This is a genomic window from Streptomyces sp. NPDC014861, from assembly GCF_043081625.1.
Taxonomy (GTDB): Bacteria; Actinomycetota; Actinomycetes; order Streptomycetales; family Streptomycetaceae; genus Streptomyces.
This window is the reverse complement of record NZ_JBIBWV010000010.1, coordinates 142,124-157,126: the sequence shown is the minus strand read 5'-3', so window position 1 is coordinate 157,126 and position 15,003 is coordinate 142,124. Positions and strand designations below refer to the sequence as shown.

Genomic DNA, 15,003 nt, shown 5'->3' with positions numbered 1-15,003 from the left:
CGTCACCCGGCCGCGTGCTCGCCGATGACGCTCTGCGCGTACACGACGCCCTGGCCGTAGGCACCCCCGTGTTCCTTGATGATGTCGGTCACCGCACCGTAGGTCTCCTGGCGTCCCCAGTCGCGCTGGAACTCCAGCAGTACCTGTATCCAGGTCACCGGGACTGCGCCGGCGGCGGTCATCCGCTGAAGCCCCAGCTCGTGGGCGGCGGGGCTGACGCCGCCGGAGGCGTCGGCGACGACGTACACCTCGTATCCCTGCTCGAGGGCCGAGAGGACGGGCAGTACGAGGCATACCTCGGTCCACAGACCCGAGATGACGATCTTCCTGCGCCCGGTTGCCCTGACCGCCGCCACGAGCTCCTCGTGCTCCCACCCGTTCATGGTGGTGCGGTCGATGATCTCCTGCTTGGGGAAGACCTCCGCCAGTTGCGGCAGGATCGGCCCGGAGAAGGACTCGGCGGCCACGGTGGTCAGGATGGTCGGCACGTCGAACGCCCGGGCCGCCTTCGCGAGCCCCACCGTGCCGTTGATGATCGCCGCCCGGTCGCCGTTGCCGATGCCGAAGTACATCTGCGGCTGGTGGTCCACGAAGAGCACGACGGCGTTGTCCGGCGTGAGGAGGTCGGCGCTCGCGGCAGCCTTCACCTGGGTGATGTCGAACATGAGGATCCTTGTCTGAGCGAATCGATGGTGTGCCGCCGCAACGCGGCTCGGCATGCCCCGAAGCTTCACCCCGACCCGCGTGGCCGGCTTTTCCGTCACTGCCCCGCTCTGGCTCCACAGTGCCACCCACGTCGGGGCGTCGACCGACGCGGGTGTTTCGCACCACGCGTCGGGATGACCGCCGCATCGATCCTCTGCGGCTGCGCAGTCGGGTGCCTCGGACTGGCAAGTCCGCGAGTACTCCGCACGTTACGGCGCGACCTGCAGGGTGGAGGTCTTCGCGTCGGCCCGCGCCCTGAAGGGTGCGCAGCCGGCGGGGATCGCGACCGGCAGGGGGCAGCGGTCATCGCGTCGGCTGGCTGCACTGCCAAGATCGTGCGGAGCGCTCCTCGACCGCCCTCACGCTGTCGTCCGTTCCGTGCCGGACGCCCCCCGCAGAGCCCTCGTCCACCCCTGCCGCGGTCCAGTGCGAACTCCACAGCTTCGCCACGGCCGAGCCAGGTGGAGTCATTTGACCGATGACGCCTCACCGGTGATCCGCGCATGCTGATGCCCGTCGACGCACCTACCCGCCACTCACCGCCGACCGCACGTCCGGATGCTCCAGTCCCGGCATCCGGCCGGCCACCCCTACCAGGGAGAGCCCATGAAGACGACCCTCACCCACATCGGAACCGCGACCGTCCTCCTCGAAGCGGGCGGCCTGAACCTGCTGACCGATCCCGCCTTCGATCCCGCCCCCGCCGAGTACCCCACGGGGCCAGTCACCCTGCGCAGCCTGACCGGCCCCGCGGTCGAGCCCGGTGATCTGCCCGTCCTCGACGCGATCCTCCTCAGCCACGACGAGCACCCCGACAACCTCGACGCCACCGGCCGGGCGCTGCTGGAGGGCCGGACCGTACTGACGACCGTCAGCGGCGCCCGGCGGCTGGGCGCCGGCGCCGTGGGACTCGCCCCCTGGGAGAGTCACGAACTCACCGGTGAACGCGGGACGCTGCTCGTCACCGCCACTCCGGGGCGCCACGCCGGCGACGTCATCGGTTTCCTGCTGCGCGTCCCCGGCGAGGACGAGGCCCTCTACATCTCCGGCGACACCGTCTACTACGACGAGCTCGACGAGATCGGCCGCCGCTACACCGTCGGAGCGGCCGTCCTTCACTTCGGAGCCGCGGTCGTGCCGTACTTCGGCAACGACTACATCACCATGGACGGTGAGCAGGGGGCTCGCCTGACCCGTTCGCTGGGCGCGAGAACGGTGGTGCCCGTGCACTACGACGCCTGGGACCACTTCACCCAGGGACGCGACGGCATCACCGACGCCTTCGCGCGGGCCGGCCTGGACGACCGTCTGCACTGGGTGGAACGCGGCCTCGCCACCGTCATCGACACCACGCCCTCGTCCTAGATACTGCTCACACGCCGTCCGGGACCGCGCCGCGGTCCCGGACGGCGACGGTCTTGGCGCAGGTGCCGGAGACACCGTGAACGCTCCCGACAGATGGTCGGGCAGGAGCCCTGACAAGAATGGTGACATCGGCCGTCGCTCACTGGTCCTGCTGTGCCGGCAGGCGGTCGCGGCCGATCCGGCCCGGTCCGTCAGCTCGTCTCGTATGCTCTGTCGCGCCAGTCGCGGGGGGAGATGCCGTAGGCGTCCTTGAAGCGATGGCTGAAGTGCGTGGGGTCGCTGAAACCCCAGCGCCGGGCGACGGCGGCGACAGCGTGGCCGCTGCCCGACGGATGGGCGAGTTCCTCGCGCGCCCCCTCGAGCCGCTGCTCGATGATCCATCGGGTGAGGTGGAAGCCCGCCTGCGCGCAGAGTTTGTACAGGGCCCGTTCGGAGATGTGGTGAGCCGCGGCGATGCGGGCGGGGCGCAGGTCGGGTTCGGTCAGGTGCCGGCGGACGTAGGCACGGATCTGTGTCAGCCGCGTCTCGGCGAGGGCGGCCCGTGTGTGGCGGTCCTGCCGGGCGGCGGAGGCGATCAGGGCGCGCGTGAGTCCGAGGGTGATCTCCTCGATGCCCGCACTCGCCGGGTCGCCCAGAAGATCCTCGATGTTGCCGGTGAGGTGCGCGATGTGATCGGTGACCATCGGGTAGAGGGGACTGGCCGCCAGGTGGGGCAGCGCACTGCGCACCACGTCGACGGGAAGGGTCAGCTGATCGAGGGAGACCTGGATGCAGCGTGAGGCGCCGTCACCCGACCACGCATAGTCGTACGGCGCGGAGTGGTCCATCATCAGCAGATGCCCTTGTGGCACCAGCCGTTGATGGCCGAGGTGGCTCTGGCGTCCCTGGGAACCGGTCTGCACCGCGAAGGCGATGAGCGGTGCGGCGTCGTCCGCTCTGGCCTGCTTGGCGGTGCGCACGAGGCGGATGCCGGTGGATTCGGTGCTGAAGACCTGCATCGCCTCCATCGGCCAGATGTTCATCCTGGCGCGTATGCCCGCACCGGATTCCTCTTGGATCAGGAAGCAGGGAACACTCGCGCTGATCATGGCCGTGTACATCGCCTCGGCGCGGTCGTCCGGCGCGATGTCCGCCGTGTCGAGCACCGTGACCATGAACACCCCCTGAACTGCGGTGGTCGGCCACCGCTGGGATCACCCTAGCGAAAGATCATCAGAGGGAGGGCGGGCTTTGGGCGGTGGTGCCGGCAGCGAGCGGGGGAGGCGGGTACGGCCCAGCCTGCGCGCCGACAGCTCGCACCCCTTTTCAACGGCCGGTCGTGCACCGACACCACAGACGGTGCGATGAGAGCCAGTACACCGGAGGATTCGACGCCTGGAGTCACGGTGTGCCGCTGCCTGGTACGGGCCGCGCACCGTGCTGCCAGGACTGGGCGACGACATCGTCAGGGAGCCCGGCGGAGCGGCCGCGGCCGTGACCATGCCCGGGCGGTGATGTGCTGGTTCTCGACGACATCTCCTTGCGGACCCTCTACCGGCTGGCTGTGCGAGGGCGGTGGCCGCCGCCCCGGTCATGGGGCTTCACCAACCCCGTCCTTCTCTCCCGCCGCTTCCGCCAGACCCGTGAGTGCACCCCGGGGCAGTGACGCAGGCGCGCCCCCGGGCGTCGCTGCGGCCAGGACGACACATCGTTCCAGGCAGGCCGGGCCGAGTAAGCGCGGCCTCCATCGCGGAACGGTCTCCGTCTCCGTCGGGCCGCCGTCCAGGGCCACCGGCAGGCAGGAGCCAGAACGTGGCGCGCAGGGCAAAGGCCCCCATGGACAGGCGTGTCAGGGTCGTGTCCGTCGGCTTCGCCGGCTGAGGCAGCGGTGCGGGGGGGGGGCGGGTGTGTCATCGGTCGAGGAACCGCAGAACGGTTTCGTTCCACTGGTGGGGGTGGGTCAGCGGTGCGCCGTGGGGTGCGGTGGGCACGATCGCCGTTCGGGCGTGCGGCAGGGCTCGGGCCAGGATCGCGGCGCTCCATTCGGCCGGCATGAACGCGTCGCCGGCGCCGTGAACGATCAGGGTGGGCACCGTGAGGCGGGTCAGGTCGTCGGGCCGGTGGCTCTCGGGCCAGTGGGCGATGGCGTCGCTGGTGGCCTGGGGAGAGGCGGATGCGGCCAGGTGCAGGTGGTACTGGCGGGTCGGCTCGTCCAGGACGCACTCGCCGTCGACGGAGAAGAAGCGGGTCAGTACCCCGTCCAGCATCGGAATGCGGTGCCGGTGGGCGGCCGTGCGCAGGTCGGCGACGAGTTCGTCGCCGCACGGCACGACGATCGGGCTCGCCAGGACCACCGATTCCACCCGGGAGGGGCCGTGGGCGGCGAGGTAGCGGGTGATGTCGCCGCATCCCGAGGAGAAGCCGACCAGCGACGCTCCCTCAAGGTCCAGCCCTTCCAGCAACTGGTGCAGGTCGTCGGCGAGGGTGTCGCCGTCATGCCCCTCCCACGCGCGCGTGGACCTGCCCGATCCCCTTCGGTCGAACGTGATCACCCGGTGGCCGGCCGCGACGAAGGCCCTCACCTGCCCTTCCCAGACGGCCTGGGTCAGGGGCCACCCGGATACGAGCACCACCGGCCGGCCGTCGCCGAAGTCCTCGTAGTAGAGGCTCACCTCGGTGCGGCCGTCCTTTCCCACCTTCATGTACGGCACGGGGCTCCTCCTTCGCTGGTAGGCCCCAGTGTCGTCCGTAGGCCGGAGCAGGCAATCCGTCGGATGACTGCACCTGCCCCCTCACCTTGGAGAGACGAGATGAGTCAGGACATCGTCGGACGCGCCAGGGAGCTGGCCGCCCTGCGCGAGGTGGTGGACCGCGCCCCCGGCGTGGCGCCCAACCTCGTCCTGCACGGAGACCCCGGGGTGGGCAAGACAGTCCTTTTGCAGGCCGCTCTCGCCCACGCCCGGCAGCAGGGGGTGCGCGTCCTGGGCGGGACGGGTTACGAGAGCGAGGCGCAGCTGGCCTTCGCCGGACTGCACCAGTTGTTCGCCCCCATCATGGGGTACTTGGAGCGGGTCGAGCCGTTTCACCGGACTGTGCTGCGCAGGGTCCTGGGTCTGGAGGAGGGCCCCGCACCGGATCGGCTGGCCCTCTCGGTGGCCACCCTCGCGGTGATCGCCGCAGTTGCCGAGGAGGGGCCCGTCCTCATCGCGGTCGAGGACGCGCACTGGGTGGACGTTCCCACCCGTGAGGTCATGATGTTCCTGCTGCTACGACTGGAGCCCTATGACGTACGGGCCGTGTTCGCCCGCAGACCCCTGACCGCCACCGAGCGCGTCACTCCGGGCATCCGGATGCTCGAAGTGGACCCCCTTGACGAACCGGCCGCCGGCGAATTGCTCGACCTGCTCCACCCGGGCCTGCCGCAACCGGTGCGCAGGCGGGTCCTGCGCGACGCCGCGGGAAACCCGCTGGCGCTGGCCGAACTCCCCGGCGTCTTCGGCACCGACGCCGCCACCGACCTCGAGATGCTCCCGGAGGGGGCGCCGGTGCGCACCCGGCTGGAATCGGGCTACGCCGCCCGGGTACTGGCCCTGCCGACCGCTCTGCGCACCGCGCTCCTGCTCACCGCTCTGGACGGCGACCGGGTCGAGCACCGCACCACGGCGGCCCGGCCGACCGCGCTGTCCCCCCTCGATGTCCAGGAGGTCGAACGGGCCGGGCTCATCACCCGCGACTCCACCCCCTCCGGGCTGCGCTTCCGCCACCCGCTGGTCCGCTCGGCGATCATCGGGACCGCCGCCCCCGACGAAGTGCGCGCCGCCCACGCGACGCTGGCCGCGCAGTACCGCCACGACCCCGAGCGCAGGGTGTGGCACCTGGCCGCGGCCACCGTCGACCCCGACGAGACGGTCGCTGCGGAGATCGAGCGGGCCGCCCGGGCCCTGGCAGTGCGCGGCGGCACAGGCCTGGCCGTCGCCGCGTGGCAGCGGGCCGCCGCGCTCAGCCCCGCCTCGGGGGACGCCGCCCGGCGACTGCAGGAGGCCGCCGAGGTGGCCAGTGAGTCCGGACAGCTCGGCCTGGCACAAGAACTCCTCGACCAGGCGCGCGAGCACCGCGACGACCCCGGGCACTCCGGCCGCGACCTGACCACCACCGCCCGGATCCTCCTGCTGCGCGACGGTGACCTGGCTGCCGCACGCCGCCTTCTGGCTCGGGCCCTGCCGGTCGGCGGCGGTGCCGGCAGCGCACCGGAGCGGACGGTGCTGGCCCGTATCCTGGCCGCCTCCTACGCCCAGGACCCTGATGAATGGGAGCAGGTCAAACAGGTCGTCGCCGAACAGGAAGGACGACTGGGGAAGCACGTGGGGCTGGTCCACGGGGTGCTGTGCGACGTGTCCCGGACCGGTCATGGTCTCGCGCCCCGGCTGCGGGAGGCGTTCGACTCCCTTCCCGCCGACGCCTCACCGGGCCAGGTCTCCGAGCTGTGCCGTGCGGCCACCTGGCTGGATGTACTGCACGACTACCGCGGCCGGGTACGCGACCTCATCACCCGGGAGAGCGGGTCGGGCGCGGTGACCTACGCGGCCGGCGGCCACTGGTTCGACGCCCACGACCGTTTCCTGTCCGGCGACTGGGAGGCCGCCGAGACCGCGGCCACCGCGGGGCTCGACCTGTGTGTCCGGCACGACCTGGACCTCCTCGCCCACGACCTGCGGTGCACCCTGGGCTGGCTCGCCGCGGGCCGCGGCGACACCGAGACCGCCCGCGCGTACAGCAACACGGTCGAACAGTGGGCGGCCCCACGCGGCAGCACCCTGCACCTGACGATGTCCGCCCGCAATCTGGCGCTCGCCGCGCTGGCCGAAGGCGATCACGAAAGGGCCTACGCCCAGTGCGTCCGCGTCAGCCCGGCCGGACAGCTCGCCCCGCACGCCGCGTACGCGCCCTGGCTGGTGTTGGACCTCGTGGACGCCGCCGTGCGCACCGGCCGCGCCCGCGAGGCCGCCGCGCACGTCGACGCCGCCGACCGCGCGAATGTCAGCGGCCTCACCGGGCGGCTGCGTCTGCAGCTGTATGCCGCCCGGGCCATGGTCTCCCCCGACGAGGAGGCGGTCGCCCTGTTCGGGAAGGCGCTGGCCCTGCCGCGCGTCGAGCAGTGGCCCTTCGACCACGCCCGGGTCCGCCTGGCCCTGGGCGAGCTGCACCGGCGCCGGCTGCGGCCCGGCGAGGCCCGCCCCGAGCTGCGCCGCGCCGCAGAGATCTTCGGACGCATCGGCGCCACCGGATGGCGCCACCGCGCGGAGACGGAACTGCGGGCCTCCGGCGTTGCCGTGGCCGCCGACCCCCTGCCCGGTGCGGCGGACCTCTCGGCGTCGAGCGGACTGACCGCCCAGCAACTGGAGGTGGCGCAGTTGGCCGCGTCGGGCCTGAGCAACAAGGAGATCGGCGAACGGCTCTACCTGTCTCCCCGCACCGTCGGCGCGCATCTATACCGCGTCTTCCCCAAGCTCGGCATCACCTCCCGCTCCGCCTTGCGCGACGCCCTGGGCAGTCGCGCGGTGACGGCGCCACCCGCCTGAGGACAATCGGCCGGAGCCGACGCGGTGGCATCCGGGTCCCACGGAGAGATGAACCCGGAGCCCTCTCCCTTTTTCCAAGGCAGTTCGGCAGCGCTGTGAGTCATCTCCCAGCTCCGGGTGCGGTGCAGTCAACTGACCGATTCCACGCGTGTGACCCCGGCCTAGCTTGATGGAGGCAGAGCGACCGGCCGGAGCCCGACAGGCCGGACGGTCCGCCGAGACTCCGCCGACACCGCACACGAGTGCGGCGGGCACCGCACGACAACTCCGCATCCGACGAAGGGATCAACCCCATGGCCACGTTCACCACCACCGACGGCACACAGATCTTCTACAAGGACTGGGGCACCGGCCGCCCGGTCGTCTTCAGTCACGGCTGGCCGCTGAACGCCGACGCGTGGGACGAGCAGCTGCACCTGGTCGCCTCGCACGGCTACCGGGCGATCGCACACGACCGGCGTGGGCACGGGCGTTCCTCCCAGCCGTGGCAGGGCAACGACATGGACACCTACGCCGACGACCTCGCCCAGCTGGTCGACCACCTCGACCTGCGCGACGCGGTCCTGGTGGGGCACTCCACCGGCGGCGGCGAGGTCACCCGCTACATCGGCCGGCACGGGACCGCCCGGGTCGGCAAGGTCGTCCTGCTCGGGGCCGTACCGCCGCTGATGCTGAAGACCGACGCCAACCCCGAGGGCCTGCCCGTCGAGGCGTTCGACGCGATCCGGACCGGGGTCGGCGCCGACCGCTCGCAGTTCTACGCCGACCTCAGTCTCCCCTTCTACGGCTTCAACCGGCCCGGCGCGACCGTCTCCAAGGGCGTCTCGGACGCGTTCTGGCTGATGAGCATGCAGGTGGGCATCAAGGGCGCCCTGGACTGCATCCGGGCCTTCTCCGAGAGCGACTTCACCGACGACCTGGCCCGCATCGATGTCCCCACCCTCATCGCCCACGGCGACGACGACCAGATCGTCCCGATCGGCGCCTCGGGGCTGAAGTCCGCCGAACTCGTCAAGGACGCCACCCTCAAGATCTACCAGGGCGCCCCGCACGGCCTGGTCGGGGAGTTCAAGGAGCGGTTCAACGCCGACCTCCTCGCGTTCATCGCCGACTGACCCTCTCCTTCCCGCCCGGGCGCACCGCGCTGTGCTCCGCCCCGTCCCTCCGGCAGTCACAGGCGCCGTGTCCCAACACCGCGCCCCCTGACCCGGGCGCGCCCCTTCCGAAAGGCACATCATGCGAACGACCTCCTCCTCACGCCGGCTGCTGACCGCGCTGACGGTCTCCGTCCTCGTCGTCACCGGCACCGCCTCCGCCCAGGCAACCCCCTCCCCTGGCACCAGCCCCGCGGGCTCCGCGGCACAGGGCGAGGACAGAATCACCGGCCCGAAGCCGACGGTGGTCCTGGTCCACGGCGTCTTCGCCGACGCCTCGGGCTTCGCCGACACCATCGCCCTGCTGCAGAAGGCCGGCTACCCGGTCATCGCGCCGGCCAACCCGCTGCGCGACCTCGCCGGGGACGCCGCCTACCTCTCCAGCGTCCTGGACACCATCCCCGGTCCGGTCGTCCTGGCCGGCCACTCCTACGGCGGGGCGGTCATCACCAATGCGGCCCGCGGCCACGACAACGTCAAGGCCCTGGTCTACCTCGGCGCGTTCGCCCCCGACAAGGGCGAGAGCCCTCTGCAACTGGCCGGGCAGTTTCCCGGGAGCGAACTCGGCCCCGCTCTCCTGCCCCGCCACTACCCGCTGCCCGGCGGCGGCGAGGGCACCGACGGCTACATCTCCCCGGAGAAGTTCCGGGCCGTGTTCGCCGCCGACCTGCCCGCCTCCACCACCCGGATCATGGCCGCCACCCAGCGCCCCGGCAGCATCGAGGGCCTCAGCAGCCCCTCCGCGGACCCGGCCTGGAAGACCATCCCCTCCTGGTACCTGATCCCGAACCAGGACAAGGTCATCCCGCCGGCCGCCCAGCGCTTCATGGCCGAACGCGCCGGCAGCCGTGTCACCGAGATCCGCTCCTCCCACGTCGTCATGATGTCCCACCCCGGTGCCACCGCCGCCGTCATCCGCGCGGCTGCCGCCCACACCGCCACCCGCTGAGGAGCCCAGCATGTCCACCGTGAAGCCCGACACCATCGTCCTCATCCACGGCTTCTGGGTCACCCCCCGTAGCTGGGAGAAGTGGATCCCCCACTACCAGAACCAAGGGTTCAGGGTTGTGGCCCCGGCCTACCCCGGCTTCGAGGTGGAGGTCGAGGCCCTCAACGCCGACCCCACCCCCATCGAGGAGCTCACCGTCCCCGCGATCATCCAGTCGCTGGAGAAGTTGATCGACAACCTCGGCACCAACCCGATCCTCATGGGGCACTCCGCGGGCGGGGTCTTCACCCAGATCCTCCTCGACCACGGTTACGGGGCCGCGGGCGTGGCCATCAACTCCGCCCCCACCGAAGGGGTCACCGCCCTGCCTCTGTCGCAGGTCAGGGCGACCTTACCGGTCCTGAAGAGCCCCGCCAACCGGCACAAGGCCGTCGGGTTCACCTATGACCAGTGGCGCTACGCCTTCACCAACACCTTCCCCGAGGACCAGGCCCGCGCCCTCTACGAGCGCTACCACGTCCCCGCCTCCGGCCACGTCTTCTTCGACAGTGCCCTGGCCAACGTCCACCCCGGCCACACCGACACCCACGTGAACTACCGCAACCACGACCGGGCGCCCCTGCTCTTCGTCGCCGGCGAGCACGACCACCTGATGCCGCCGAAGATCCAGCGCTCCAACGCCAAGCGCTACAAGGCACCGGGCACCGTCACCGAGGTCGTCGAATTCCCCGGCCGCTCCCACCTCATGCCCGCCCAACAGGGCTGGGAAGAGATCGCCGACCACGCCCTGAACTGGGCCCTCGACCACTCCTGACCAGCGGCTGGACAACTGGTACCGCCCAGTCCCGCGCGTGCTCGGGCTGTACCCGGCGCCCCGCCCCACCGGACACCGCGGGGAGCGCGGAGGTCCATCGCGGCCGGAAGATCCTTTCATCGCGAAGCCATCCGGAGCACACCGCCTGTCGTCCCCGTCGCGTGCGGCGGCCGGTGAGGCCTGCCAGGCCCCGCCTGGTCACACCAGCCCCCCACCGGCCGGGGCACCCATGCGGCGCAGAGCCGAGCCGCCGCAAGAGGCGCAGCGCGGCGTCGCGTCGAGACGGCCCCTCGCCTGCGCCCGACACCGGATCCGATCGACCGACGACCGACTGGCCGAACAGCGATCAACCCCACCCGGCCCTGCGGGGCCGCCCCACACCCCATGGAGAACCGATGTCCGCACCCGAGATTCCCGGCTACCGCTTCGACGACGCCGACCTGCCGAAATCCCCCGTGACCCCGCAGGAGCTCGACTTCCTCAAGACGACGCTGCTCTTCACCGAAGCCGACGAGCTCGCGCTGCGCCAGACCTGGGAGATCCTGCGGGACCAGGTCGAGCCGATCCTGGACGTCTGGTACGGGTTCGTCGGCTCCCACCCCCACCTCGTCGCCTACTTCTCCACGCCCGAGGGCGAGCCGATCGCCGGCTACCTGGCCGGGGTGCGACCCCGGTTCGGGAAGTGGATCGAGGACACCTGCACCCGACCCTACGACGAGACCTGGCTCGCCTACCAGGAGGAGATCGGGCTGCGCCACACCCCGGCCAAGAAGAACCTCACCGACGGCGCCAGGTCCCTCCCCCACATTCCCCTGCGCTACCTCATCGCGTTCATCTACCCCATCACCGCGACGATCCGCCCCTTCCTGGCGGCCCAGGGACACGACCAGGAGCAGGTCGACGCCATGCACCAGGCCTGGTTCAAGGCCGTGACCCTCCAGGTCACCCTCTGGACCCGCCCCTACGGCCCGGACACCTGGTGACCGACGCCCTGCCGGTGAAGTGGTCCGCGGGCCCTTCGCCCGTACGCCTCCGCAGGACATCGCAGCCGCCGTATCGCGAACGAACAAAGAGAGGGCCCATGTCCATCGTCACGAACCCGCTGCCCGATGGTGACCGTACGACCGCCGAAGAGGCCCTCCAGGGGGCTCTGGTCGATCTGCTGGACCTGTCCCTGCTGGCCAAGCAGGCGCACTGGAACCTCTACGGGCCGCGCTTCCGCTCACTCCACCTCCAGTTCGACGAGGTGGCCGCAACCGCCCGGACACAGGCCGACGAGGTCGCCGAACGCGCCTCCACCATCGGGGTGAGCCCGGACGGGCAGGCGGCCACCGTCGCCGCTGCCGGCGGCCTCCCCTCCTTCGCCCCGGGCCGGATCAAGGAAGCCGACGCCCTCGCCGTCCTGACGTCGGCGCTGTGGGCCGTCGCGGGCCGCATGCGCGCCCGCATCGAGGACACGAGCGCCTGCGACCCGGTCACCCAGGACCTCCTGATCGCCGTCACCGGCGCCCTGGAGAAGCATCACTGGATGCTCCAGGCGGAAGCATCCGAGGCATAGGAGTCAGGGCCCGGGACGCCCGTACGGCAGTGACGAACCCCGTACCTCTCGTCATCGCCGGCCTCACCCTGTACAACCGGCGGAACGCGGTAGACGTACTGAACGTAAGGAAACACCAGTAGTCCCGGACCGGGACAGCAGCGCGCGCCTGGCAACCAGCAAAGGACCGGCCAGGCGCCGCGCGTCCATCCTTCCCGGCACCGTTCGATCACCCCGACACAGGCAGCGGCGCGCAGTACGGACCGACAGGACCCGTCACCATCCGCCCGGGTTCGGAGCCGCCCCAAGAGGGCGGGGAGGACCGGTGCCGGGCAGGTCGTGCGGGAACGCGATCGAGTCCGGGCCGGTCAGCGAGCCTCCCCATCGCCACCGGCCCCAGCGCCCACCGATGGGACCCGCGCAGAGGGCCCGGTCGTGGGCGCACCCCGCACACGCCGCGTACAGACCCGTTTCCCGGTGCTCGCCGGCCGTCCTCGGATAGCGGCCAGAGCCGGGCGTGCACGAACGCCGGTGACCGGCTCCCGCGATCGTGGGCCCGCGGCATCGGCGTCCCGAACCGGCCGGCGGGATCCCAGGGAGCCCGGCCGAGGCGCACGGACCAAGTACCCGCGCCTTGTGAAGGGGCCGGGCTCTGAGCCCATCCGACGCTTTCGGCCACCACATCGAGGAAGGTCCATCGCATGAACGCCGTCACAGCGCCCAACCGCTTCGTCACGAGCCGGGGCCGCACCCTGGCCTACCGCAGCATCGGAACGGGACAACCGATCGTCCTGTGCAACCGATTCCGGGGAAACCTCGACTCCTGGGACCCGCTGTTCCTGGACTCCCTCGCCGCCCATGGCCTGCGGGCCATCACCTTCGACTACACCGGCCTGGGCCTGTCCACCGGAACACCCACCTACGACCCCGCCGCCCTGGCCCAGGACGCCCACGACCTCATCCACGCACTCGACCTGGGCACCGTGGTCCTCGCCGGGTGGTCCCTCGGCGGGATCGCCGCCCAGATCGGCCTGGCCACCTACCCCGAACTGATCACCTCGCTGATCCTCCTGGGCACCGTCCCACCCGGCCCCATGGTCAAGATGTCCGAACAGATCTTCTACGACCTCTCCACCAAGCCGGAGAACGACTTCGAGGACGAGGTCGCCCTCTTCTTCGAACCGGCCGACCCCACCAGTAGGCAGAGCGCCCGACACTCCTGGGAACGGCTCACCGCCCGGACACAGCACCGCAGCATCCCCGTGCCCGGCCCCTGGGCCGCCGCCCAGATCGACAGCGAACCCCGAAACCCTGTCTTCTCCGCCCCAGCCGTCCTCGACATGCTGAGGACGACCCACACTCCGATCCTCCACATCGCAGGCGATCACGACATCATGTTCCCGGTGGAGAACTGGTACGCCCTCAACCAGCAGCTCCCCACCCTGCAGCTGATCACCTACCCGCGCGCCGGCCATGGACCCCACCAGCAACACCCGCGAGCCTCCGCCGCGCACATCGGCGCCTTCCTCACCTCCCCATAGGCCTCTGCGGCCCCTCGGACGCGCAAGGCGAAGACCCAATTCGCGGCGCGGCGCGGCTTCATGGAGCGCTCATGCCACTCGCGGCCGCCGCTCCCCTGTCTGCTCAGCCCAGTCACTGGCCGACGGAGGACGCAGATACTGTCGTCAGTGGCTGACACGAATCTGGGCGGCCGACGGCTTCGTCACTGCACTGTGTGTCGCCTCCCCTGGCCCTACTGAGGACCCGTTCGGCGTCGCGCTTCGTGGTGACGAACTCGGTCAGATATCGGCGTCATTGAAGCCCAGGTTCTCCAGGAGCTTCTTCACCGCAGCCCGGCCACCCTGGGTCTTCTCCCGGGCGAGCAGTCGGGACAAGTCCTCCTGCGTGACGCCACCGGCTCCCGGGTCGTCGTCGGGCTTGTTCGGGTCGTGCTCGGGCGAGGCACCCGGCATCGGGTAGATGGGCCGCCCGTCACGGCGGTACCCGACCGGGGCAAGCGGGTTGGGGAGAGGGGCGCGTCATGCGTGAACCATCCCCAGGTCTCGAGCGCCCCCGCGCCGATGATCAGTCTGGCGGCTGGCGGGATCCCCTCCCTCTTGTCCCCGGCCCTGAGGTTCAGCTCTGCTCACCGGATCAAGGTGGCGTTCCCCAGGACGACCCAAGTATCTGTGCCCTGGCAGCCCTCATCGTGTTCATAGGCGATGGTCAACCGCAGCTTGTCCTTGACGTTCAAGCTCAGGTCACGGGGCTGGCCCAAGGCAACGGTTCCAGTCCACAGAGTTTCATCGTCTGCGGAGATGGTCAGAGATCCGTTCGACGCGGCCGAGTTGTCGTCCAGCCCTGCGGTGAAGGTGAACTTGCCCCATCGAGTGCCCAGGTTGTACTCAATCGATCCGCGAGGCGGGCAATGCGGATCCGACGACAGAGAGTCGGCATAGGTCTTTCCTCGCAGAGTCACACTGGCAGCGAAGAAGTGGCCTCCGTCCACAGCCTCCAGCGTGTTCAGGAAGATCTTCGAGGGTCCTGTCTCGGATTCCTGGGGCGCAGCTGTCGTGCTGGTCTCGTCGGACGCAGTCGCCGTCGGCGGCCCTTCCGGCGTCGCGGATGTCGATGGTTCTGCCTCCGCCGGAAAAGCCGAGGGCGACTCCGAGGTGGCTGGGGTGGTCACTGCCGGGGGTGACACGGCCTTGTCGGCCCGCCCACTGTTCGCCCAGATGGTGGCTACGATTCCTATCACCGGGACCAGAATGCCGATCACCCACACGCCCAGGTCGGCGGTTGACCGCTTTGCTGCGCACCTTGCGGCGATGCCGTTCCGGTGTCCGCGTCTTCAGTCAATGAGCTGCCCTCCCCCGGGGAGCATGTGGCAACAATCGTACCGTCGACACCTCTACTCCGAC

At 70.6% G+C, this 15,003-nt stretch carries 13 protein-coding genes; 8 read left to right on the top strand and 5 right to left on the bottom strand.

What is annotated here, in order from left to right; genetic code table 11:
• Positions 1-2: 2 nt before the first annotated feature.
• The gene (locus tag ACF1BN_RS21760) at positions 3-665 is read right to left on the bottom strand and encodes a hydrolase (RefSeq protein WP_392333226.1); all 663 of its coding nucleotides are present in this window, start codon (positions 663-665) and stop codon (positions 3-5) included.
• A 646-nt stretch (positions 666-1,311) separates the two neighbouring features.
• Between ACF1BN_RS21760 and ACF1BN_RS21755 the strand changes: the two genes are divergently transcribed.
• Positions 1,312-2,070 carry an MBL fold metallo-hydrolase gene (locus ACF1BN_RS21755; protein ID WP_392333225.1) on the top strand — a complete coding sequence of 253 codons (759 nt, stop codon included), beginning with the start codon at positions 1,312-1,314 and terminating at the stop codon, positions 2,068-2,070.
• Positions 2,071-2,261: 191 nt separating this feature from the next.
• On the opposite strand, the gene ACF1BN_RS21750 is transcribed toward ACF1BN_RS21755, so the two are convergent.
• Complete coding sequence (locus ACF1BN_RS21750) at positions 2,262-3,224, bottom strand: helix-turn-helix domain-containing protein (RefSeq protein ID WP_392333224.1); 963 nt, start codon at positions 3,222-3,224, stop codon at positions 2,262-2,264.
• 735 nt (positions 3,225-3,959) lie between these two features.
• Entirely contained in the window at positions 3,960-4,751 is a 792-nt protein-coding gene (locus ACF1BN_RS21745; RefSeq protein WP_392333300.1) for an alpha/beta fold hydrolase, read from the bottom strand.
• Positions 4,752-4,859: 108 nt separating this feature from the next.
• On the opposite strand from ACF1BN_RS21745, the gene ACF1BN_RS21740 reads away from it, so the two are divergent.
• The 7 genes from ACF1BN_RS21740 to ACF1BN_RS21710 all read left to right on the top strand — a co-directional run bounded on the left by ACF1BN_RS21740 (position 4,860) and on the right by ACF1BN_RS21710 (position 13,623).
• Positions 4,860-7,628 (top strand): AAA family ATPase, encoded by a 2,769-nt coding sequence (locus tag ACF1BN_RS21740; protein WP_392333223.1) that lies wholly within the window; start codon positions 4,860-4,862, stop codon positions 7,626-7,628.
• Positions 7,629-7,921: 293 nt separating this feature from the next.
• A complete protein-coding gene (locus tag ACF1BN_RS21735) occupies positions 7,922-8,743 on the top strand; it encodes an alpha/beta fold hydrolase (protein ID WP_392333222.1) in 822 nt (273 codons plus the stop codon).
• Positions 8,744-8,864: 121 nt separating this feature from the next.
• A complete protein-coding gene (locus tag ACF1BN_RS21730) occupies positions 8,865-9,731 on the top strand; it encodes an alpha/beta fold hydrolase (protein ID WP_392333221.1) in 867 nt (288 codons plus the stop codon).
• A gap of 10 nt (positions 9,732-9,741) precedes the next feature.
• Positions 9,742-10,545 carry an alpha/beta hydrolase gene (locus ACF1BN_RS21725; protein WP_392333220.1) on the top strand — a complete coding sequence of 268 codons (804 nt, stop codon included), beginning with the start codon at positions 9,742-9,744 and terminating at the stop codon, positions 10,543-10,545.
• A gap of 395 nt (positions 10,546-10,940) precedes the next feature.
• Positions 10,941-11,528: a protoglobin domain-containing protein gene (locus ACF1BN_RS21720; protein WP_392333219.1), complete on the top strand. Its 588-nt coding sequence runs from the start codon at positions 10,941-10,943 to the stop codon at positions 11,526-11,528.
• Between the two features lie 98 nt (positions 11,529-11,626).
• The gene (locus ACF1BN_RS21715; protein WP_392333218.1) at positions 11,627-12,103 is read left to right on the top strand and encodes a DNA starvation/stationary phase protection protein; all 477 of its coding nucleotides are present in this window, start codon (positions 11,627-11,629) and stop codon (positions 12,101-12,103) included.
• Positions 12,104-12,783: 680 nt separating this feature from the next.
• Complete coding sequence (locus ACF1BN_RS21710) at positions 12,784-13,623, top strand: alpha/beta fold hydrolase (RefSeq protein ID WP_392333217.1); 840 nt, start codon at positions 12,784-12,786, stop codon at positions 13,621-13,623.
• A 258-nt stretch (positions 13,624-13,881) separates the two neighbouring features.
• Here ACF1BN_RS21710 and ACF1BN_RS21705 read toward each other — a convergent pair whose 3' ends face one another.
• Positions 13,882-14,055 (bottom strand): hypothetical protein, encoded by a 174-nt coding sequence (locus tag ACF1BN_RS21705; RefSeq protein ID WP_392333216.1) that lies wholly within the window; start codon positions 14,053-14,055, stop codon positions 13,882-13,884.
• A gap of 173 nt (positions 14,056-14,228) precedes the next feature.
• A complete protein-coding gene (locus ACF1BN_RS21700; RefSeq protein WP_392333215.1) occupies positions 14,229-14,861 on the bottom strand; it encodes an NPCBM/NEW2 domain-containing protein in 633 nt (210 codons plus the stop codon).
• Positions 14,862-15,003: the final 142 nt, after the last annotated feature.